This window comes from Enterobacter sp. EGD-HP1, assembly GCF_000733275.2.
GTDB lineage: Bacteria > Pseudomonadota > Gammaproteobacteria > Enterobacterales > Enterobacteriaceae > Enterobacter.
The window spans coordinates 1-20,924 of record NZ_AVOP01000037.1; the positions used below are offsets into that span (position 1 = coordinate 1).

General features: G+C 58.2%; 19 protein-coding genes. 6 read left to right on the plus strand and 13 right to left on the minus strand.

The features are described 5' to 3' along the window. Positions 1-57: 57 nt before the first annotated feature. The 5 genes from N037_RS22425 to N037_RS22445 all read right to left on the minus strand — a co-directional run bounded on the left by N037_RS22425 (position 58) and on the right by N037_RS22445 (position 4,928). A complete protein-coding gene (locus N037_RS22425) occupies positions 58-1,437 on the minus strand; it encodes a carbohydrate porin (RefSeq protein WP_032643670.1) in 1,380 nt (459 codons plus the stop codon). Positions 1,438-1,574: 137 nt separating this feature from the next. Next, positions 1,575-1,877, minus strand: coding sequence for a PTS lactose/cellobiose transporter subunit IIA (locus tag N037_RS22430; protein ID WP_010426515.1), 303 nt, complete (start codon positions 1,875-1,877; stop codon positions 1,575-1,577). Positions 1,878-1,882: 5 nt separating this feature from the next. Next, positions 1,883-3,259, minus strand: a complete 1,377-nt coding sequence (locus N037_RS22435) for a glycoside hydrolase family 1 protein (RefSeq protein WP_032643672.1) — start codon at positions 3,257-3,259, stop codon at positions 1,883-1,885. Between the two features lie 17 nt (positions 3,260-3,276). Further along, positions 3,277-4,602, minus strand: coding sequence for a PTS cellobiose transporter subunit IIC (locus N037_RS22440; protein ID WP_010426512.1), 1,326 nt, complete (start codon positions 4,600-4,602; stop codon positions 3,277-3,279). A gap of 11 nt (positions 4,603-4,613) precedes the next feature. Continuing rightward, a complete protein-coding gene (locus N037_RS22445; RefSeq protein ID WP_023333974.1) occupies positions 4,614-4,928 on the minus strand; it encodes a PTS sugar transporter subunit IIB in 315 nt (104 codons plus the stop codon). Between the two features lie 293 nt (positions 4,929-5,221). Between N037_RS22445 and N037_RS22450 the strand changes: the two genes are divergently transcribed. After that, the gene (locus N037_RS22450; RefSeq protein ID WP_032643675.1) at positions 5,222-6,172 is read left to right on the plus strand and encodes a LacI family DNA-binding transcriptional regulator; all 951 of its coding nucleotides are present in this window, start codon (positions 5,222-5,224) and stop codon (positions 6,170-6,172) included. A gap of 48 nt (positions 6,173-6,220) precedes the next feature. On the opposite strand, the gene N037_RS22455 is transcribed toward N037_RS22450, so the two are convergent. From N037_RS22455 to N037_RS22475, 5 genes are all read right to left on the minus strand, one after another. Next, positions 6,221-6,517, minus strand: a complete 297-nt coding sequence (locus N037_RS22455) for a YicS family protein (RefSeq protein WP_023333976.1) — start codon at positions 6,515-6,517, stop codon at positions 6,221-6,223. A gap of 121 nt (positions 6,518-6,638) precedes the next feature. Beyond that, positions 6,639-8,003: an efflux transporter outer membrane subunit gene (locus N037_RS22460; RefSeq protein ID WP_032643677.1), complete on the minus strand. Its 1,365-nt coding sequence runs from the start codon at positions 8,001-8,003 to the stop codon at positions 6,639-6,641. Continuing rightward, positions 8,003-11,113, minus strand: coding sequence for an efflux RND transporter permease subunit (locus tag N037_RS22465; RefSeq protein ID WP_032643679.1), 3,111 nt, complete (start codon positions 11,111-11,113; stop codon positions 8,003-8,005). The genes N037_RS22460 and N037_RS22465 overlap by 1 nt, the downstream gene beginning before the upstream one ends. Continuing rightward, positions 11,113-12,234: an efflux RND transporter periplasmic adaptor subunit gene (locus N037_RS22470; RefSeq protein ID WP_032643681.1), complete on the minus strand. Its 1,122-nt coding sequence runs from the start codon at positions 12,232-12,234 to the stop codon at positions 11,113-11,115. The genes N037_RS22465 and N037_RS22470 overlap by 1 nt, the downstream gene beginning before the upstream one ends. Positions 12,235-12,382: 148 nt before the next feature. Beyond that, positions 12,383-12,952 carry a TetR/AcrR family transcriptional regulator gene (locus N037_RS22475; RefSeq protein ID WP_023333987.1) on the minus strand — a complete coding sequence of 190 codons (570 nt, stop codon included), beginning with the start codon at positions 12,950-12,952 and terminating at the stop codon, positions 12,383-12,385. A gap of 186 nt (positions 12,953-13,138) precedes the next feature. Here N037_RS22475 and N037_RS22480 point away from each other — a divergent pair, with 186 nt between their 5' ends. After that, positions 13,139-13,558 (plus strand): GNAT family N-acetyltransferase, encoded by a 420-nt coding sequence (locus tag N037_RS22480; RefSeq protein ID WP_023333988.1) that lies wholly within the window; start codon positions 13,139-13,141, stop codon positions 13,556-13,558. Here the strand turns inward: N037_RS22480 and N037_RS22485 are convergent. Next, a complete protein-coding gene (locus N037_RS22485) occupies positions 13,555-14,202 on the minus strand; it encodes a TetR/AcrR family transcriptional regulator (protein ID WP_032643683.1) in 648 nt (215 codons plus the stop codon). The two genes, N037_RS22480 and N037_RS22485, sit on opposite strands and share 4 nt — an antisense overlap. A gap of 78 nt (positions 14,203-14,280) precedes the next feature. On the opposite strand from N037_RS22485, the gene N037_RS22490 reads away from it, so the two are divergent. The 4 genes from N037_RS22490 (at position 14,281) to N037_RS22505 (ending at position 18,655) form a co-directional block, all read left to right on the plus strand. Beyond that, positions 14,281-15,780, plus strand: coding sequence for an MDR family MFS transporter (locus N037_RS22490; RefSeq protein ID WP_032643685.1), 1,500 nt, complete (start codon positions 14,281-14,283; stop codon positions 15,778-15,780). A gap of 188 nt (positions 15,781-15,968) precedes the next feature. Continuing rightward, complete coding sequence (gene nlpA, locus N037_RS22495) at positions 15,969-16,772, plus strand: lipoprotein NlpA (RefSeq protein WP_032643687.1); 804 nt, start codon at positions 15,969-15,971, stop codon at positions 16,770-16,772. A 123-nt stretch (positions 16,773-16,895) separates the two neighbouring features. Next, positions 16,896-17,675 (plus strand): MBL fold metallo-hydrolase, encoded by a 780-nt coding sequence (locus tag N037_RS22500; RefSeq protein WP_032643689.1) that lies wholly within the window; start codon positions 16,896-16,898, stop codon positions 17,673-17,675. A 26-nt stretch (positions 17,676-17,701) separates the two neighbouring features. Then, positions 17,702-18,655: a GlxA family transcriptional regulator gene (locus N037_RS22505; RefSeq protein WP_032643691.1), complete on the plus strand. Its 954-nt coding sequence runs from the start codon at positions 17,702-17,704 to the stop codon at positions 18,653-18,655. A 28-nt stretch (positions 18,656-18,683) separates the two neighbouring features. On the opposite strand, the gene N037_RS22510 is transcribed toward N037_RS22505, so the two are convergent. After that, positions 18,684-19,772: an AAA family ATPase gene (locus N037_RS22510; protein WP_023333994.1), complete on the minus strand. Its 1,089-nt coding sequence runs from the start codon at positions 19,770-19,772 to the stop codon at positions 18,684-18,686. Between the two features lie 146 nt (positions 19,773-19,918). Continuing rightward, the gene (locus tag N037_RS22515; RefSeq protein ID WP_023333995.1) at positions 19,919-20,878 is read right to left on the minus strand and encodes a YbgA family protein; all 960 of its coding nucleotides are present in this window, start codon (positions 20,876-20,878) and stop codon (positions 19,919-19,921) included. Positions 20,879-20,924: the final 46 nt, after the last annotated feature.

Genomic DNA, 20,924 nt, shown 5'->3' on the forward strand with positions numbered 1-20,924 from the left:
AAGGTTTTGTAGGCCCGTGCAAGCGCAGCGCCGCCGGGCGAAACAAACGGCGCTGTACTAGAACCACGCCTCCCACATCGCGCCGACGTTGAAGTCGTCGAGCGTTTCGTCTTTGGTGCCGTTTACGCGCGCGGTGCGTGCGTTATCCACTTTGCCGCCGGTCACGTAGAAGCGCAGCATCGGGCGGAACTCCGGCCCCATGGCGATAGACATGTTCTGCGACAGGGTCAGCTTCCAGCCCTTGTTGTCGCCGCCGTTGTCGTAATCCACGTGCTGCCAGCCCGCTTCCAGCCAGGTGGAGTGAACGTCGTTCCACCAGTGCATTGGGCGCACGATGGCGTTGTAGTTCTTGCGGTTGTCGGTCTTATCGCGGCTGTTGTCGTAGTCGTGGAAGGCGAGGATGTACTCCACCTGCGTCGCCGGGGTGAATTTGTACAGCCCTTCGAAGCTGGCGTAAACCGTGGTCAGATCCTCGGTTTTGTTGAACACGCTGTTGTCCGCGTTATCGGAGTAGCGGGCAATCACCTTGTTCACGCCGCTGTCGTTGGTGTGGCTCAGCACCAGGCCGCCCTGCCAGGCGTTCAGACGTTCGTCGCTCTCCACCGCCTTGGAGTCAAAGCCGTAGTTGGCGTACAGCTCCATGTCGATCGGGCCGAGCTTCATGCCGTGGATTTTTGAGGTCGCGGCGTAGTTGCCTTTGTCGCCCGTGCCGGAACCGCCGGTACAGGTGATGCGCGACGGGTTGGCCTCATCTTCCATCACTTCCGGGCTACAGGATTCCACCGCCGCCACGGCGGCCACGTCGAACTGCACGCCGCCGATGTCGAAGTTCTTCACCCCGGCGCCCTGGCCGTCGTGGTTCATCCAGAAATAATCGTTGATGCCCTGCTGTGGACGCTGGTGGAAGTCACGACCGGCCCAGAAATAGGCGTTCGGATTGGAGGCCATAATGTTGGTCACCCCGGCGTAGGCTTTTTTCAGGTTAACTTCGTCGCCCCAGTGGTCGATCATCACGTTAACGTCCCAGATGGCGCCGTTTTCACCCTTGAAGGCCTTGGAGAGCTGAAATTCCCCGCCGTTGCCTTCGTTGCCCAGACGACCAATGGCGGACGCGCCGTTGTAGGAGCCGTCCACCGCCACGTATTTCTGATCGGCGGCCTGGAAGTGCGCGCCGTAGCGGGCGTAGCCGGTAAATTTAATCCCGAACGGTATCGCCATATCGGGAGATTGTGCCGCGCTTTGCGGCTCGGTCACCACGTCCGCTTTTTTCGCGACCGCCGCATCCATTTTGGCCTGACGCTCGGCCAGGGCTTTATCCACCGCTTTCGCCACAATGGCGTCGATTTGCTCCTGCGTGAATTCCTGTGCGAGCACGGAAATTGGGCAAAGCGCGGCGATAACCGCCATGGTTAATGGAAGTTTTTTAATCGTATTCATGGTTATCTCAATATAGTTTAATTTTATTCAGACAATAACCATCCCGCTCCGATCTGACAGAGTATGTCGCTATCATCAGAACAAGTGGAATTCTATTTAAGGTACAGAGGTATTACAGTAATTTATTTGGCCATAGACTATCTCTGATATAAATGAATAATTTCTTCGGATAATTCACGCGCTAATAAGGAATTCATTAAATGATCCTGCGCGTGCACCATGATTAACGTCATCGGCTGACGTCCTTCGCCCGCATCCTGCTCGATCAGTTTGGTCTGCATCTTGTGCGCCTGGCGCGAATAGCCGTCGGCTTCGCGCAGCAGGCTTTTGGCCTCGTCAATATTGCCCTGACGCGCCGCGTGCAGTGCTTCAAAGCACAGGCTGCGGGACTGCCCGGCGTTGACGATAATTTCCATTACGGCTTCTTCTAGTGCGATCATCATCATTACTCTTTATCAAAGCTATTATTTAAGGCGGTGGCGGCAAACCACTCTCCGCTTTTCTTGATGGTGCGTTCCTGCGTTTCTAAATCGAGCTGGATAAATCCGTAGCGATTTTTATACGCGTTACACCACGACCAGTTATCAATAAACGTCCACATATGGTAACCAAGACAATTGCACCCTTCGCTAATACCCTTATGCAGCCAGGCTAAATGTTCGGAAATAAACTCGATGCGGTATTGATCGTTAATCTGGCCATTTTCAATAAAGCGCTGCTCATTTTCGACGCCCATGCCGTTTTCAGAAATAAAGCAGCGTGGGTTGCCGTAATTGTCGCGCAGGTTAACCAGAATATCGTAAATACCCGGCTCGTAGATTTCCCAGCCGCGGTACGGGTTCATCTTGCGGCCCGGCATCTCGTAGCTATCAAAGAACCACTCCGGCATAAACGGCGCCTGCGGGTTCACCGCACTGTCGCGACTCTTCACGCGACGCGGCTGATAGTAGTTCACGCCGAGCAGGTCGATTTTCCCTTCCGCAATCAGGAAACCGTCTTCCGGTTTACAGGCGGGTAATTGATCGTAGGATTTCAGCAGCGCCACCAGGTCCGCCGGGTATTCCCCGCGCAGGACCGGGTCAAGGAAGCTGCGGTTAAACATCAGGTCTGTGATGTGCGCCGCCTTCACGTCTGCCGGATTCTGCGAACGCGGGTATGACGGCGTCAGGTTCAGCACGATGCCAATCTCCCCCGCGTAATGCCCGGCGCGGTAAGCCTGCACCGCCTTCGCATGGGCCAGCACGGTGTGATACGCCACGGTGGCCGCCCGACGAAAATCCACCACGTTCGGATAGTGGAAATCGTAAAGATAGCCGCCTTCCACCGGCACGATCGGCTCGTTGAAGGTAAACCAGTGCAGCACGCGATCGCCAAACAGCTCGAAGCAGATCTGCGCATAGCGGGCGTAGGCGTCCACCACGTCGCGGCTTTCCCAGCCGCCGATCTCCTGCATCGCCATCGGCATGTCGAAGTGGAACAGGGTGATAAACGGCGTGATGCCCTGTTCATTCAGTTCATCAATGACCTGATTGTAAAAATCGACCGCTTCCGGGTTCACTTCACCGATACCGTCGGGGATCAGGCGCGCCCAGCTAATCGAGGTGCGAAAGCTGTTGTGGTTCAGCTGCTTTAACAGCTGAATATCCGTTTTCCAGTGCTGATAGAACGTGGAGGTCTGCTGCGGCCCCACGCCGTTGTGAAAACGGTTCGGCTCGCGGGCAAACCAGTAATCCCACGTGGTTTCCCCCTCTCTTGCCCCTTCGGTCTGGAGAGCGGAGCTTGCGCTGCCCCACCAGAAGTTATCGGGAAATGTATATTTCATGACGCTTCCTCTTTGACTTAATTGCTGGCGGCTTCAGCGTTACCAACGGTCGCCTGGGCTTTCTGCTCTTCGTTTTTGATGAGCGTACGCTCATAGGCGCGCAGGAACGGCAGGTACATCAGCGCCGACATCACCATACAAACCAGGCACATCACCACCGGGCTCAGCGCCCAGTTTGCCGCCCACGAGGCACCAATCGGTGCAGGCGTGGTCCACGGGGTCAACGACACAACCTGTGCCAGCCAGCCGAGTTTGGTTGCGCCGTACGCCAGGCAGGCGTTGACCAGCGGAACGAACACGAACGGGATGAACAGCATCGGGTTCATGATGATCGGCGCGCCGAACAGAATCGGTTCGTTGATGTTAAAGAAGCTTGGCACAACGCCCATTTTGCCGATGGTGCGCAGGTGGGTCACGCGGCTGCGCAGCAGCAGGAACGCCAGCGGCAGCGTGGAGCCTACGCCGCCAATCAGCAGGTAGTGATCCCAGAAGCCCTGCAGGTAGACGTGCGGCAGCGCCGCGCCGGCCGCCAGTGCCGCCTGGTTTGCCGAGAGGTTTGCCATCCAGAACGGGTTCATGATGCCGGTGACGATAAGCGAGCCGTGAATACCGGCAAACCAGAAGATCTGGCACAGCAGCACGGAGAGCAGAATCGCGGGCAGGGAGTCAGACGCCGACACCAGCGGCTCCAGCAGGTGCATGATTGCCTGCGGAATAATCATTCCCGTTTGCGCTTCGATAAACAGGTTCAGCGGGTGCAGGGTGCCGATCACCACCATCACCGGGATCAGGATCTCAAACGAACGCGCCACGCCGGTCGGGACTTCCTTCGGCAGGCGAATGGTCACGTTGTTCTGCTTCAGCCACGCGTAAACGCGGGTGGCGTAAATCGCGGTGATCAGCGCGGTAAAGATGCCCTGACCAGAAAGGTACTGCGTGGAGATCTTGCCGTCGGCATAGGGTGCTGCGACCAGCAGGAAGGCCATAAAGGCCAGCAGGCCGGACATCACCGGGTCGAGGTTGAACTGACGCCCCAGGCTCGCCCCTATCCCCACCGAGATGAAGAAGGTCATCACGCCCATGCTGAGGTTAAACGGCAGCATCAGCTGCTCGCGGTAGGTCTGGGAGAAATCCAGCCAGCCGCGGGCGAAGCTGTTGGTGGTATCCGCCGAGAAAGGCGGAAAAATGAACACCAGCATAAACGAGCCGATGATCATAAACGGCAGCGCGGCGGTAAAGCCGTCGCGGATGGCAATCACATACTTTTGCTGACCCAGCTTTGCGGCCAGCGGGGTAATTGACTGCTCAATCACCGCGACCATGGATTGATATAACGAACTCATGTGAACACCTTTTAGTGTGCCGCTTCGATGAGCGACAGAGCATAGTCCAGTACTTTATCGCCACGCTGCATGCCGTAGTCCATCATGTCGATGGGCTGGACCGGAATGCCTTGCGTCGCCGCCTTGTCTGAGAGTGTCTGTAACATGTATTTCACTTGCGGTCCGAGAAGGACAACCTGGTATTGCGGAAACTGCGTATCAAATTCGGAAACACCGTACGCATCAATCTTCACCGGCAAACCACGTTCTTTCGCGACATCGACCATTTTGCTGACCAACAGGCTGGTGGACATCCCGGCAGAGCAGCACAGCATAATCTTGAACATCGACAACCATCCTCTAAATGTAAAAAGTTATTGCGAGGATGATTGGACATTATACGGAAACCGGTTTCCATTTATAAAAGACAGAAGTGTGATACCCATCAAGATCCCTTACTTATGAGGCTAATTAACCGGATGTACATCACATAATTTGGCTGTTTTGACATCATTTTGAGTGGAAACGGAAAATCGGTTTCCATGAAAAACGGAAACGGATATACTCCGTTCTGGCTATAATGTGAGCCGAAGCGGTCATGGAATTTGCAGGCACGAGGTAAGCCTGTCAGGGGAAAAAGATGTCGACAATCAATGATGTATCACGTCTTGCCGGGGTGTCTAAAGCCACGGTATCGCGAGTGTTGAGCGGGTCGCGTGGCGTAAAGGAAGCCAGCCGTCAGGCCGTACTGAAAGCGGTGGATGAGCTGAACTACCGGCCTAACGTGATTGCCCAGTCGCTGCTGAGCCAGTCGACGGGCTGTATCGGGGTCATTTGCGCGCAGGAAAACATTAACCAGACCACCGGTTATCTGTACGCGCTGGAAAAACAGCTCAGCCAGCATCAAAAACACCTCCTGCTGCGCTTTGCGCACAGCAAAGCGGAAGTGATGCACGCCCTTGAAGAACTCTCCTGCGGGCTTTGTGATGATATCCTGGTGATTGGCGCGCGTTTCCCGCTGGACGTGGATATGGAAAACGTCATTCTGGTGGACTGCATGGAGTCTGATAATTCCAACAGCATCCAGTTCGATCACGCCTTTGCCGCCGAAACCGCCTGTAACTACCTCACCAGCCAGGGTCGCCGCCAGATTGCGCTGATCCACCCGCACGGCAGCGGTTTTGCCGACCAGGTGCTGCTCGGCTACAAGCACGCGCTGGAGAAAAATTTCCTGCCCTTTAATCGCAACCTGGTCTTTATGGACGTCACCTCCTCGTCCGTTGCGCTGCAGGAGCTGCTTAATAATGCCAGCACGCTAAACTTCAACGCGCTGCTGGTGGCGGACGAGCAGGAAGCCCAGCGGGTGATCCCGCAGCTGCAGGCGTTTAATAAATCGGTGCCGGACGACATTATGGTCTTTAGCCTGGCCGGATCGCTGCACTTGCCGGGTATTCCGGTGATCCCGGCGATTGAATATTCCATGGACGCCATGGCGGCGCGCATTGTGAGCTGGCTAACGGAAAAAACGCAGATGCTGGGGTCGTACGTGCTGCGCGGGGATCTCATTATTCCGGACATGCGTAAGCGTTAAACGGATCAGGTAGGCCGGGTAAGCGCAGCGCCACCCGGCAAGCAGCTCTCAATAATCTTCCATACAATCCACCTGACCAATCGCCGCCCAGTAGGCGTCCAGGTTGTCGCGCTTCACGGCGGTGATGGCGTTTTTGATCAGCAGCTGATTGGCCTCGGACGACAAAATCATCTCCTGCCAGGCCTTATCGCTCTGCTTTTTCTGTGGCGTACAGGTTTTCTTAATATCTTTCAGGACCTGCTGCTTTATTTGCGCCTCTTTCGCCGGGTCCTCCTTTTCCTGAGCATGGACAAACGCGGCGAAGAGCAGACAAACCAGCAGGCAGACCAGGTGCGCAGCTTTCATCAACAACCCCCTTTAAAAGTCACATGCTTCCCATGAAATATATCGTTACATTCAGTGTAGCGATTCCAGCCGAAAGTATGATTTTCTCTTTTCTGCGCGTGAGAATCGCCCACTGATAAGGTTACTGGATCCCCCCGCCCAGCGACTGCCACAGCGTGATGCGGTTTTCCAGGTCGGTTTGCTGCAGCGCAATCAGCGATTCCTGCGCCGACCACAGCGACCGCTGCGCGGTCAGTACCGTCAGATAATCTCCCGCGCCCGCCCTGTAGCTTCGCGTCGCCACGTCCAGCGTTTTTTGCTCCGCCGCCACGTATTCGCGCTGGGCGTCGAGCTGCTCGCTCAGCGTTTCACGGCGTGCAAGGGCGTCGGCCACGTCCTTAAACGCGCTCTGGATGGCTTTCTCGTAGGTGGCGATCAGCCCCTTCTTCTCCGCTTCCGCGTAGCGCAGCTGCGCCAGGTTGTTCCCGCCGCTAAACAGCGGCAGGGTGATGGACGGCGCGAACGACCAGACCTTCATCCCGTGGCTGAACAGGGAGGAGAGCGAGTCGCTGCCGACGCCCGCGCTGGCGGTCAGCGAAATGGTCGGGAAGAAGTTGGCGCGCGCCGCGCCGATGTTGGCGTTGGCGCTCAGCAGGTTATGCTCCGCTTCCTGAATGTCCGGGCGACGCAGCAGCGCGCTGGAGCTGACGCCCGCCGGGATCAGCGTGATGGCGTTATCGTTCAGGCTCTCCAGCGTGCCGGGCAGCAGGTTCTCCGGCACCGTATTGCCCGCCAGCAGATTGAGGGCGTTTTTGTCCTGCATTACCTGCGTCCGGTAGCTCGCCACGCTGGCGCGCGCCTGCTGGTACACCGCCATTGCCGAGCTGACGTCCGTGGCGGCCGCCACGCCCACGTCCTGCTGGCGCTTCACAATCTTGAGTGAGTTTGCGGCGCTCTCCAGGGTGGACTTCGCCAGCGCCAGATTGCTGTTATCCGCCGCCAGCGTCACCCAGGCCGTGGTCAGCTCGCTAACCATCGTCAGGCGCGTGTTCTGCGCGGTGAATTCGCTGGCAAGCCAGGTTTCACGCGCGGCGCGGGAGAGGCTCTGGTTGCGTCCAAACAGATCCAGCTCGAAGCTGGAGACCGCGCCGTTGGCTTCGTCGCTGGTGGCCACGCCGCTCGCCAGCGTGCGGCTGCGGGTGTGGCTCAGCTCGGCGTCCACCGTCGGGAACAGGGACGAGCGCGTTTCACCGTACTGGGCACGGGCGGCGTCGATATCGGCAATCGCTTTTTGCACGTCGCGGTTGCTGTTCAGCGCCATCGTCACCACGCTTTTCAGCCGCCCGTCGTTCATCACCTGCTGCCACTGGCTCACCGCGGCGGCGGCTTCGCCGTGCGCGCCGGGCAAGGTTGCCGGGACGGGGGCGTCCGGGCGTTGATACGTCGGGTCTAACGACACGCAGCCTGCGCTCAGCAGGGCTAACGCTAATACAGTGACACGAAACATTATGACCTCCGGTTCGCGTGTTTACCGGAGAACAGACGTTTCACCAGTACAAAGAATAAGGGGACGAAGAAGATCGCCAGCAGCGTCGCGGCCAGCGTCCCGCCGATAATGCCGGTACCGATCGCCACGCGGCTGTTGGCACCTGCACCGGTTGCCACGGCCAGCGGCGTCACCCCTGCGATAAACGCCAGCGAGGTCATGATGATCGGACGCAGACGCGTCTGAGCGGCACGCAGGGCGGCGCGCGTCAGGGAGTACCCTTCCGCGACTTTGGCTTCAGCAAACTCGACAATCAGGATGGCGTTCTTCGACGACAGACCGATGGTGGTCAGCAGCGCCACCTGGAAATAGACGTCGTTGTTCAGCCCGCGCAGGGAGGCGGCGACGGCCGCGCCCAGCACGCCAAGCGGGATCACTAGAATGACCGAAATCGGCACCGACCAGCTCTCATACAGCGCCGCCAGGCACAGGAACACGACCAGGATGGAGAGGGCATAGAGGCTCATCGCCTGGCCGCTCGCCAGTTTTTCCTGCAACGACAAACCGCTCCACGCCCAGGTGCTGCCGGACGGCAGGCTGTTTGCCAGCTGCTCCATTTTGCTCATCGCCGTGCCGGAGCTCGCGCCGCTGGCGTTTTCGCCCTGAATCTCATACGCCGCCGAGCCGTTGTAGCGCACCAGGCTTTCCGGGCCGTACTCCCAGCGGGTGGTGGCGAAGGCGGAAAACGGAGTCATGGTGCTGTCGCTGCCGCGCACATACCATTTGTTGAGATCCGACGGCACGGCGCGATAGTCGCTGTCGCCCTGGATGTAGACCTTTTTCACGCGGCCGCGATCGATAAAGTCGTTCACGTAGGTCCCGCCCCAGGCGCTGGAGAGGGTATCGGTAACGTCGCTCAGGGACAGCCCCAGCGACACGGCCTTGTTGTTGTCGATATCCACCTGAAGCTGCGGCATCTGAGGCAGATCGTTGGCGCGCACGGCGTGCAGCGAACTGTCCTGGTTGGCTTGACCAATCAGCTGGTTACGCAGCTTCAGCAGCGCGTCGCGGTCGGTGCCGCCGCTGGCCATCAGCTCAAAGGTAAAGCCGTTGCTCTGGCCGAGGCCGTCCACCGCCGGGGGCGTCATCGCAAAGATGGTCGCATCGCGGATGGTGCTCAGCTCCTGCGTGGCGCGAAGGGCAATGGCCTGAGCGGTATTCTCATCGCCTTTACGCTCTGACCAGTTTTTCAGGGAGACAAACGCCATCCCGGCGTTCTGGCCGCTGCCGCTGAAGCTGAAGCCCTCGATGGTGAAGATCACGTTGGTGTTGGCTTTCTCTTTGGTGAGGAACCATTCGCGCACCTGGCGGCTGACTTCGGCGGTACGCACCGTCGTCGCACCGGCTGGCAGGGTGTACTGCACCATGATTTCGCCCTGGTCTTCCGTCGGCAGGAAGCTGCCCGGCAGCTTAAGCATGGCGAAGCCCATCGCGCCGCAGAGCAGGGCGTAGATGACCAGCATCCCGCCGGAACGGCGCAGAGCGCGCAGCACCTTGTTCTGATAGCCGCGCTCGGTCCTGCTGTAGAAGCGGTTAAACGCGCCGAAGAAACCCTTTTTGTGCGGCGCCGTATGGCTCAGGATCGAGCCGCACAGCGCGGGCGTCAGGGTCAACGCCACTACCACGGAGAGGAACATCGCTGAAATGATGGTGACCGAGAACTGACGGTAAATCACCCCGGTGGAGCCGCCAAAGAAGGCCATCGGCAGGAATACCGCAGAGAGCACCAGCGCGATGGCGATCAGCGCGCCGGAGATTTCGCCCATTGATTTCTCAGTGGCTTCCCGGGCGGGCAGCCCCTCGTCGCGCATAATACGCTCGACGTTTTCCACCACCACGATGGCGTCATCCACCAAAAGCCCAATCGCCAGCACCATCGCAAACAGCGTCAGGGTATTGATGGAGTAGCCGAACAGCGCCAGCACGCCGAAGGTGCCCAGCAGAACGACAGGTACCGCCAGCGCCGGGATCAGCGTGGCGCGAATGTTTTGCAGGAACAGGTACATCACCACCACCACGAGGATAATGGCTTCGAACAGGGTCTGAATCACGTCCTCAACGGAGATCTTGATGAACTCGGTGCTGTCTTTCGGGTAGGCCACGTCGTAGCCTTCCGGCATCGACTTTTTGAACTCGGCAATCTTGTCTTTCACCGCCGTGGCAGTGTTGAGCGCGTTCGCACCCGGTGAAAGCATGACCGCCATACCCGCCGCCGGGTGGCCGTTGAGCTTCGCGGTGGCGGTGTAATCTTCGCTGCCCATCTCCACGCGGGCGACGTCGCTGATGCGCACCAGCGCGCCGCTGGACTGGCTCTTCACGATGATATTTTTAAACTGATCGACCGTCTGCAGGCGCGACTGGGCGCGGACGGTGGCGGTCAGCTGCTGGGCGTTCGACGAGGGCAGCGCGCCGATTTTACCGGCGGAAACCTGCACGTTCTGGGCTTCAATCGCGCTCTGCACGTCGGACGGCATCAGCGAGTAGGACGCCAGCTTCGCCGGGTCGAGCCAGATGCGCATCGCGTATTCCGCTCCAAACACCTGCAGGCTGCCAACGCCCTCCACGCGCGCCAGCGGGTCCTGCATATTGCTCACCAGCCAGTCGGCGATATCCGAGCTGCTGGCGGCGTCGGTTTTATCGTACACGCCCATGATCAGCAGGAAGTTGCTCTGCGATTTCTCGACGGTAATGCCGGACTGCTGCACCTCGGTCGGCAGGCGCGATTCCGCCTGCTGAACCTTGTTCTGCACCTGCACCTGGGCGGTATCCGGATCGGTTCCCTGCTCGAAGGTGACGTTAATACTCACCGACCCGTCCGAGCTGCTGGTGGAGGTGAAGTAGAGCAGGTTATCCAGCCCGGTGAGCTGCTGCTCGATCACCTGCGTCACGCTGTTTTCCAGCGTCTGCGCGGAGGCGCCGGTGTAGGTAGCGGAGATCTTGATCGACGGCGGGGCAACGTCCGGATATTGCGCGACCGGCAGCGTGCGGATCGCCAGCATCCCGGCGAGCATGATGAGAATGGCGATAACCCAGGCAAACACCGGGCGTCGCACGAAGAAACGGGAGAACATCAGGCGTTTCCTCCGCTGGCTTTCATCTCTTCGGTTTTCACTTCCTGCCCGGCGGTCACTTTGTCGGTGCCTTCCACAATCAGCTTATCGCCCGCCTTCAGGCCGCTCAGCACCAGCCATTTGTCGCCGTAGGTGTCGCCCGTCTCCAGCTGACGCTGCTCGACCTTGTTGCTGGCGTTCACCACCAGCGCGGTGGCGGTGCCTTTGGCATCGCGGGTGATGCCCTGCTGCGGGGCGAGGATCGCGTCGCTCATGACGCCTTCATCCACTCTGGCGCGAACGAACATGCCCGGCAGGAGCTGATGCTGCGGGTTCGGGAAGACGGCGCGCAGGGTGACCGAGCCGGTTGATTCATCCACCGCCACTTCGGTTAACGCCAGACGGCCTTTCTCGCTGTAGGTGCTGCCGTCTTCGAGGATTAACGACACGCTTAGCGTATCGCTATTGGTGGCAAGGGTTTGCTTGCGTAAACGCAGCAGATCGGCGCTGGAACGGGTTAAATCGACGTACATACTGTCCAGCCCGCGAATGGTGGCGAGCGCGGTATCCTGCTGCGCGGTCACCAGCGCGCCGGGGGTTACAGAGGAGATGCCGATACGTCCGGCAATCGGTGCGGTAACGGTGGTCCAGTTGAGGTTAATGCGCGCGCTCTCCTGCGCGGCCTTCTTTGACTCAACGCTGGCCTTATCCTGTGCGCAGGTGGACTTCGCGTCCTCTGCGTCCTGACGCGACACGCCGTCGTCTTTCACCAGCTGCGCATAGCGCTGGGCTTTCTGGCAGTCGGCCTGTACCAGCGCCTGCGCCTGCTTTAGCGCCGCGGAGGCTTCATCGTAGGCGGCGCGGTAGCTGGAAGGGTCAATTTGATACAGTGCCTGTCCGGCCTTGACCGTATCGCCTTCGGTGAACAGCCGCTTCTGAATAATCCCGCCCACCTGCGGGCGCACTTCGGCACTCATGGCAGCCGTGGTGCGGCCGGTCAGTTCACTGACGACGGACACCGGCTGGCTCATGAGGGTGACAATTCCCACATCCGGAAGAGGACGCTGGGGAGCAGATGTTTGCGCATTATCGCACCCTGTCAGGAGGAGTAATGCCGCGATGGAGGTTGTTATGGTTTTCATAATCTTTTTCCAGGGTGAACGATGCCTGCCCTGTTAATCGCTTAACAGGGAGGAGGGCTATTTAAAGGCACAGCGATACCGCATCTCTGGCTGAGCCAGAAATGTAAAAATGGGGAATTACTTATTCCCGCTAATTATTCATATGCGATTACTTCGCAGAGAAAAGCATATTTAAAATATCCTGATAAAGGGGTTCTAATTGTTCTGACGGGACTTTTAAGGGGGTTAATCGACGATAAATCGTCCCCTCAATCATCACGGCGGTAATCTCCACGCAGCAGCGAATATGCTCGTCGCTCAGGTGGGGAAACTGCTTTTTCAGGTGCGCGCAGGCGTTGGCGAACATGCGCGATTCGGCTTCGATCAGCATCGCTGCCACCTGCGGATTGCGCGTGGCCTCAGCGGACATTTCCAGCATCAGCGCATCATCATCTTCGTTGAGGGTCTGTCGCCAGGCGAGCGCCTGCGGCATCCCTTCCACCAGGGTTTTACCCTGCATCTCCTCGATGCGCGAGTCGATGATGCGGCGGATCATCTCTTCGATAATCGCGTCTTTGTTGCTGAAATAACGGTAAATTTGCCCGACGCTAAGCTTCGCCTCGCTGGCAATCTGCGACATGCTGGCGGCGTGAAATCCGCTGGCGCGAAAGCAGCGGCGCGCGGCGATGATGATCTCGTCCTGACGTTGTTTTTGTCTTTCTTCCAGTTTCGTACTCATCGTCGGCTACCGTGTAAAAGTGAGAATGATCGTTCTCAGTATACGTTTTAGGTGCGTATTGGAAAGGCTTTTTTTATTTACATATTGAATGAATATTTCCAGGGTTAAACAATGGAGGAAATAAGGAGTTTTTATGAAGGTGAAGCTGTGAGATATTCAGATTGCGCTGAAAATAAGGAGAACAAAATGCAGTTGAGCATCACTGAAAAAGTTACGCCTGAAGAAAAAGAAGAGCTATTAACGGGGCTGAGATCGTATAACGGGCAGTTTTTAGATCTGGCGACCTTCAGCGGGGATATTGGCGTTTACGTGCGTGACGAAAACGGCGTCATGCTCGGCGGGCTAATTGGGGTGCGTAAAGGCGACTGGCTGAATATTGATTTTCTGTGGGTCAGCGACACCGTGCGCGGATCCGGCGTCGGCAGCCAGCTTATCAAAACCGCAGAAGACGAAGCCCGACGCAAAGGCTGCAAGCACGCGCTGGTGGATACGGCCAGCTTCCAGGCGCGCCCGTTCTATGAAAAACAGGGGTATCAGCTGCAGATGTCTTTGCAGGACTATCCGTATGAGGGCATGCAGCGGCACTATCTGGCGAAAGCGCTTTAACCGCCGATCCCGGTGCCGATTACGGCAAGCGCATGACGGACAATGATTTCCGGCGAGAGGGATTTTAGCCTCTCGTCATTGCGCATGCGTGAGAACGGCACCAGCACCAGGCTCAGTAAGGTGGTAAACAGCAGCTCCGGTGCCAGCGCCTGATTTAGCTTCCCGTCCTGCTGCCAGCCTTTGAGGATGGCAAGCGTCGCCTGATACTTCTCGTCACCAAACCGCGCCTGCAGATGGGTGCGCAGTACCGGCATTTCGCCAATCACCTCCTGCATCCACAGCGGCGCAAACCAGGGATACTGTTCCGCCAGTTCGGCCAGCACTTTAACCATTTCCGTCAGGGCGTTCACCGGCGAATCCCGGTTATCGGCGAAAATCGTCCCGATCCTCTCGCGTAACGGCAGAAAACGCTCCTCAATCATCGCATCCAGCAGCTGCTCTCGGGAGTTGAAGTAATAGTGCAGCATCGCGGGCGTGACGCCCGCCTCTTTGGCAATGGCGTTGAGTGAGGTGTTGGCGATCCCTTGACGGGAAAAGAGGTTAAGGGCGATATCCAGCAGCTGTTCGCGGCTGGCGGTGACGCGCTTCCCGCCGCGCGGACGTCCCGGGCGGCGCGGTTCAGAATTGTCTTTATGTGCTGACATGGTCGCAGTATCTCTTGATCTTATTCATCACTTACACAAATATTAATTACACGATTAATTAATTTCAAGTGATGTCTTATGGAGTCCGACGTAATGACTCAACCTGCGCAAAAAGCGCTGTCGATTAAGCTGCTGTTCAGCGCGCTGCTGCTGGTGATGCTGCTTTCGGCGTTGGATCAGACCATTGTCTCTACCGCGCTGCCGACCATCGTCGGCGAGCTTGGGGGGCTGGATAAGCTCTCCTGGGTGGTAACGGCCTATATCCTCAGTTCGACCATCGTGGTACCGCTGTACGGCAAGTTTGGCGATCTGTTTGGGCGTAAAATCGTCCTGCAAATCGCGATTGTGTTGTTCCTCGTGGGCTCCGCGCTGTGCGGGCTGGCGCAAAACATGACCCAGCTGGTGTTGATGCGCGCCCTGCAGGGGCTGGGCGGCGGCGGCCTGATGGTCATCAGCATGGCCGCCGTCGCGGACGTGATCCCGCCTGCCGATCGCGGGCGCTATCAGGGGCTGTTTGGCGGCGTATTCGGGCTGGCGACGGTCATTGGGCCGCTGATCGGCGGGTTTATCGTCCAGCACGTCTCCTGGCGCTGGATTTTCTACATCAACCTGCCGCTGGGGCTGTTTGCCCTGCTGGTGATTGGTGCGGTGTTCCACGGTAGCGCGCGGCGCAGCAGGCACGAGATTGACTATCTGGGGGCGATTTACCTCAGTATGGCGCTGCTGTGCATCATCCTGTTTACCACCGAAGGCGGCACCGTTCGCCAGTGGAGCGACCCGCAGCTGTGGTGCATTCTGGCCTTTGGCCTGACGGGCATTGCCGGGTTTATCTATGAGGAGCGGCTGGCGTGGGAGCCAATCATCCCGCTGTCGCTGTTCCGCGACCGCAGCTTCCTGCTCTGCAGCCTGATTGGCTTTATCATCGGCATGTCGCTGTTTGGCTCGGTGACTTTCCTGCCGCTGTACCTGCAGGTGGTGAAAGACGCCACGCCAACGCAGGCTGGCCTGCAGCTCATCCCGCTGATGGGCGGGCTGCTGCTGACCTCAATTATCAGCGGGCGGATCATCAGCCGTACCGGGAAATATCGCCTGTTCCCGATCCTCGGCACGCTGCTCGGCGTGGTGGGGATGTTTTTACTGACGCGCATTTCAATCACGTCGCCAACCTGGCAGCTTTATCTGTTCACCAGCGTGCTGGGCATGGGGCTGGGACTGGTGATGCAGGTGCTGGTGCTGGCGGTGCAAAACAGCGTGTCGGCGGATCAATACGGCGTAGCCACCTCGGGCGTCACGCTCTTCCGTTCCATTGGCGGGGCCATTGGCGTCGCGCTGTTTGGCGCGGTGTTCACGAATGTTCTGCAGTCAGGGCTGGTCGACAGGCTGCCTGAAGGGGCGGAACTGCCGCGCGAGCTGAACCCGACCGCCATTCATCATTTGCCAGACGCCCTGAGGCTGGACTATCTCGATGCCTTCGGCTCGGCCATTCATGCGGTATTCCTGCTGGCGGCAGGGATTATGGTGCTGGCGTTTGCGCTGTCGTGGTTTTTACGGGAAGCGCCGCTGCGTCGGCAGGCGTGATGCCCATCGCCCGGTGGCGCTTTGCTTACCGGGCCTACAACACCTCCGCGCGTAGGGCGGGTAAGCGCAGCGCCACCCGGCAACAGACCGCATATAACGTATCCTTCTTATTGATTCTTTTTCGGTTTTTAGAGAGCCGTTGCGTTGTCGATATAGTCTTCTAAACGTTTATCAAAAGGATCTGTCTCGTGAAACTTCGATTGGGTGCGCTTCTCCTGATGACTGGCCTGCTGCTCGCGGGTTGTGACCAAAACAGCAATGATGCCAAACACATAAAAGTGGGCGTCATCAACGGCGCTGAACAGGACGTGGCGGAAGTCGCCAAAAAAGTGGCAAAAGAGAAATATGGCCTGGACGTGGAGCTGGTCGGCTTCAGCGGCTCGCTGTTGCCTAATGATGCCACTAACCAGGGGGAACTGGATGCCAACGTCTTCCAGCATCGCCCGTTCCTTGCAGAAGATAACAAGGCGCATGGGTACAAGCTGGTGGCCGTGGCGAACACCTTTGTTTTCCCGATGGCCGGCTACTCCCGCAAAATCAAATTCGTGTCTGACCTGAAGGACGGGGCGACCATAGCTATTCCAAACGATCCGACCAACCTTGGCCGCGCGCTGCTGCTGCTGCAAAAGGAGAAGCTCATTACCCTGAAGCCGGACACCGGGCTGCTGCCGACGGCGCTGGATATTACCGCCAACCCTAAACAGCTGAAAATTATGGAGCTGGAAGGGGCACAGCTGCCGCGCGTGCTGGACGACCCGAAAGTGGATGTCGCCATCATCAGCACTACCTATATTCAGCAAACCGGGCTGTCGCCGGTGCATGACAGCGTCTTTATTGAAGATAAAAACTCGCCCTACGTGAACATTGTGGTGACGCGCGAAGACAATAAGGACGCGGAGAACGTGAAGGAATTTATCCAGTCGTATCAATCGCCTGAGGTAGCGAAAGCGGCGGAGACGATCTTTAACGGCGGGGCGGTGCCGGGCTGGTAAAGAAACCGGCAAAAAACGCGGTGTCTTCAATTGGCCCGATTCCATCGGTAATCGCCCTTTAGCCCACAGCGCCAATGGCGACGGCTGGCTATCCTCCTTATCACACCAATCGGAGGATAGCCCATGAACATTACCCAGATTCGCAACGCCACCCAGCTGATTACCTACGCCGGTAAACGTCTTTTAATCGACCCGATGCTGGCCCCGAAGGGCGCTTATCCGGGCTTTCCCGGTACGGCGCATGCCGAACGCCGTAACCCGACGGTCGAACTCCCCGTTGACGTCAACACGCTGCTGAACGCCGACGCGGTGATCGTCACCCATACCCATGACGATCACTGGGATCGCACCGCGGCGGAGCTGATCGCCAAAGACAAGCCGATCTACGTGCAAAACGACCGTGACGCCGCGCTGCTGCGCAGCCAGGGGTTTAGCAACCTGACGGTCATGACCGACGCGACCTTCTTCGGCGATATTCAGATTACGAAAACCCACGGCGGGCAGCACGGTACCGACCGGGCCTACGCCGTGCCGGAGCTGGCGGAGCGTCTGGGCGAAGCCTGTGGCGTGGTGCTGCGTCATCCCGATGAAAAGACGCTCTATCTTGCCGGGGATACCGTCTGGCGTGACGCGGTGGCGGCCGATCTGCAAAAGCACCAGCCGGACGTGGTGGTACTGAACGCAGGCTATGCACACGTCATTGGTTTTGGCCCCATTATTATGGGGCAGGAGGATGTGCTCAACGTTCATTTCCTGCTCCCACAGGCCAAAATAGTGGCGAGCCATATGGAGGCGATTAACCACTGCCTGTTGACCCGCAGCGCGCTGCGTGAGTACGTTGAAGCCAATCAGGTGAGTGACGCAGTGAGCATTCCCCAGGATGGCGAAACCGTTATATTCTGAACGCGTTAAAGGGAAAGGAGAGACAGATGTCGCTAATCAACGTCGCGATTGTCGCGGTAGACGGGTTCAGCCCGTTCCACTACTCCGTTCCCTGCATTCTGTTTGGCGATTCGGTCTCCGGCGAAAAGCGCTTTAACGTGACGATCTGCGCCGAAACGCCGGGGTTCCTCACCTCAAAAGACGGGTTCGCCCTCAACGCCACGCAGGACTACACCGCCATTGGTCGGGCCGATATAGTCGTCGTTCCCTACTGGCAGCACGTCCTTGAACGCCCGCCCCAGACGCTGCTCGACAGCCTGGTGCAGGCGAGAGACAACGGCGCGGAAATCGTCGGGCTGTGTCTGGGGTCGTTTGTGCTGGCCTATGCGGGGATCCTCGACGGTAAACGTGTGGCCACCCACTGGGAGTTTGAACATCAGTTTCAGTCCCTTTTCCCGCACGTTCAGCTGGATATTAATGCCCTTTACGTGGATGACGGCAATATCATCACTTCCGCAGGCACTGCCGCCGCGCTGGACTGCTGCCTGTATATCATTCGCCAGCGCTTTGGCAGCGTGGTCGCCAACCAGATTGCCCGTCGGATGATTGTTCCGCCCCACCGCGAGGGCGGGCAGGCGCAGTTCATTGCCCAGCCGGTACCTAAAGATACCCGGGACGGACGCATTAACTGCCTGATCGACTACCTTCAGCAGCATATCACCGAACCGCATAGCCTGGACTCGCTGGCGGAGGTGGTTTCGATGAGCCGCCGCACGCTGACCCGTCACTTTATTAAAGCCACGGGAATGAGCGTCGCCGACTGGCTTACCGCCGAACGCCTGCGGCGCAGCCAGATCCTGCTTGAAGCCGGAAATATGCCGATTGAACGCGTGGCCGAGCTGGTGGGATTTAATTCCGCCGTCACCTGGCGACAGCAGTTTAAGGCGCGTTTTGGGGTCAGCCCGGCGGAGTGGCGTAAGACCTTTCGGACTCATTTGTAGGCCGGGTAAGCGCAGCGCCACCCGGCGTTTACCCCAGCCTCTCCACCTTCGTCTCCCCCTCCACCATCGACAGCTGATAAAGCGAAAACGACCTCTGCTTCTCAATCAACTTCGCCAGCTCCGGCGAGTGGCTGGTGAGCCAAATCTGCGAGTAGCGGCTGGCCTCGGCGATTAAGCTCGCCAGCGCGGGCAGCATCTGCGGGTGCAGGCTGTTTTCCGGTTCGTTTAACGCGATAAACGCCGGTGGGCGCGGGCTTAGCAGCGCTACCGCGAGGCACAGGAAGCGCAGGGTGCCGTCGGAGAACTCCGCCGGTTCCAGCGGCCTGCTCAGCCCCTCGCGCTGCATCATCATGCGAAAACGTCCGCCGGTGTTGTCGCTGTAAAACACGCAGCCGGGGAAGGCCTGGTCGAGAATACGCATTAGCAGCAGCTCGTCGCCAATCTCGACGATGGTCTGAAATGCCGCCGCCAGGTTGGCACCGTCGCTGGCCAGCACCGGGGAGCGGAAACCGACCTGCGGGGCGCGCATCGCCGAGCCGGATGAGACGGAAAACTCATGATAAAAGCGCCAGTTACGCAGGGACTCGCGCATCTGCGACACTTCAGGGTAAAGATGCGGTTCGCCGAGCTGCCCGAACACCGATTCGTTCTCATACAGCGTGCCGCTGTGGGTCACTTTCTCGTGATGCACGTTATTCAGAAACACCGCCTGGTTCTTACGCTTCATCAGCTGTGACGAAGGCCGACGGTGCTGACCGCTCAGCCAGATGGACTCCTCTTTGATCACCGGATCGAGCTGAAACTGCGAAGGGTAAGGCAGCTTCTCCACAAACCCGACCTGCAGCTCGTATTCGTAGGTCTCTGTTTCCACGGCCAGATTCATCCGCCGCAGCTGGTCGCTGCGGGTTTTGCCTGCCCAGAACACCTTCAGAATGCCGCCCTCGTTCGCCAGCGCCTGGGAAAACTGCCCCTGAGCGGCGCTGTGCATCAGATATATCGCCTTGTAAATATTGGATTTCCCGGTGCCGTTCGGTCCGAAGACGATGTTGAGCTGCTCCAGCTCCAGCGACATATCGCGAATAGAGCGGTAGTTTTGAATGTGCAGGGTGTTGATCACAGGCAGGCCCCTTTATGCAGAATAAACCTGTATATAATCACAGTATTTGAGATGAAATGCAAAAAAGAGACGACAGTGAGGATGTCGTCTAAACGGGGTACTGCTTTGGGCCTCTAAGGGTCAATGGGGCCTTCGCATTTTTATGATCACTTGACTGCCAGACGCAGACCCAAATCATCAGGATAGGGATCAAAGTAGTTTTGCGTCATCAGATATCGGTCAGGGTATTCGGCCAGGTAGTGCTTCAGCAGCGTGATCGGGGCGAGGATAGGCAACTGTCCGTTGCGATAGTGCAGGATCACGTCGCGCAGCTCGCCGCGCTGGCGGGTGTTCAGCTGGTTACGGAAATACCCCTGGATATGCATCAGTACGTTGGTGTGATTCTTCCGCGAGGCGGGTTTTTTCAGGATGGTCATCAGCTTTTCCCGGTACGCCACAAAGAAGGCGTCCAGGTCTTCCCATTCGTGCAGCGAGGCGACGAACGGGCCGATTTCACGGTAGCCCGCCTGATGGTGCGCCAGCAGCTGCAATTTATAGCGGCTGTGGAAATCCAGCAGCCCACGTCGCGTCAGACCTTTAGCGCGCAGCGTGTTTAGCTCGTGCAGGGCAAATACCCGCTCAATAAAGTTTTCCCGCAGCACAGGGTCGTGCAGCCGGCCATCTTCCTCGACGGGCAGCCACGGGTAGGTTTCAAGAAGGGCGGCGGTGAACAGCCCGACGCCCTCCTTGCGGCCCCGGTTGCCGTTTTCATCGTACAGCCGCACGCGTTCCAGGCCGCAGCTTGGGGATTTTGCACAGACGATAAATCCCGAAAGATCGCCGATTTTTGGCAGATAGTCCGCCGTAAAGTCGGCCATTTTCTGCGTGAGGTCATCATGAGGCGGCTTGCTGAAACGGAGCTGCGTCTCGCCGCTGTCCGTCAGCGTCAGGCGTATGGCCGGGCGAGGGGTCGGCAGACCGATAGCCATTTCCGGGCAGACGGGCCTGAAATTCACCCACTGGGCCAGCTCATCCATGACGAAGCCCATACGCTTGTGTCCGCCGTCAAAGCGAACGGCGGAACCGGTCAAACATCCGCTAATACCGAGTACAGGTTTCGTTGTCATGGTGTGGTCCTCCCGTTCATATAACTAAAACTTACACAACATGACT

What these genes read in the sequence shown, in the direction of transcription:
- N037_RS22515 (WP_023333995.1), bottom strand. Translation starts at nt 20,878, where the DNA reads ATGACAACGAAACCTGTACTCGGTATTAGCGGATGTTTGACCGGTTCC.
- N037_RS22435 (WP_032643672.1), bottom strand. Translation starts at nt 3,259, where the DNA reads ATGAAATATACATTTCCCGATAACTTCTGGTGGGGCAGCGCAAGCTCC.
- N037_RS22475 (WP_023333987.1), bottom strand. Translation starts at nt 12,952, where the DNA reads ATGAGTACGAAACTGGAAGAAAGACAAAAACAACGTCAGGACGAGATC.
- N037_RS22430 (WP_010426515.1), bottom strand. Translation starts at nt 1,877, where the DNA reads ATGATCGCACTAGAAGAAGCCGTAATGGAAATTATCGTCAACGCCGGG.
- N037_RS22500 (WP_032643689.1), top strand. Translation starts at nt 16,896, where the DNA reads ATGAACATTACCCAGATTCGCAACGCCACCCAGCTGATTACCTACGCC.
- N037_RS22485 (WP_032643683.1), bottom strand. Translation starts at nt 14,202, where the DNA reads ATGTCAGCACATAAAGACAATTCTGAACCGCGCCGCCCGGGACGTCCG.
- N037_RS22480 (WP_023333988.1), top strand. Translation starts at nt 13,139, where the DNA reads ATGCAGTTGAGCATCACTGAAAAAGTTACGCCTGAAGAAAAAGAAGAG.
- N037_RS22460 (WP_032643677.1), bottom strand. Translation starts at nt 8,003, where the DNA reads ATGTTTCGTGTCACTGTATTAGCGTTAGCCCTGCTGAGCGCAGGCTGC.
- N037_RS22445 (WP_023333974.1), bottom strand. Translation starts at nt 4,928, where the DNA reads ATGTTCAAGATTATGCTGTGCTGCTCTGCCGGGATGTCCACCAGCCTG.
- N037_RS22455 (WP_023333976.1), bottom strand. Translation starts at nt 6,517, where the DNA reads ATGAAAGCTGCGCACCTGGTCTGCCTGCTGGTTTGTCTGCTCTTCGCC.
- N037_RS22470 (WP_032643681.1), bottom strand. Translation starts at nt 12,234, where the DNA reads ATGAAAACCATAACAACCTCCATCGCGGCATTACTCCTCCTGACAGGG.
- N037_RS22440 (WP_010426512.1), bottom strand. Translation starts at nt 4,602, where the DNA reads ATGAGTTCGTTATATCAATCCATGGTCGCGGTGATTGAGCAGTCAATT.
- N037_RS22450 (WP_032643675.1), top strand. Translation starts at nt 5,222, where the DNA reads ATGTCGACAATCAATGATGTATCACGTCTTGCCGGGGTGTCTAAAGCC.
- N037_RS22490 (WP_032643685.1), top strand. Translation starts at nt 14,281, where the DNA reads ATGGAGTCCGACGTAATGACTCAACCTGCGCAAAAAGCGCTGTCGATT.
- N037_RS22505 (WP_032643691.1), top strand. Translation starts at nt 17,702, where the DNA reads ATGTCGCTAATCAACGTCGCGATTGTCGCGGTAGACGGGTTCAGCCCG.
- N037_RS22425 (WP_032643670.1), bottom strand. Translation starts at nt 1,437, where the DNA reads ATGAATACGATTAAAAAACTTCCATTAACCATGGCGGTTATCGCCGCG.
- N037_RS22465 (WP_032643679.1), bottom strand. Translation starts at nt 11,113, where the DNA reads ATGTTCTCCCGTTTCTTCGTGCGACGCCCGGTGTTTGCCTGGGTTATC.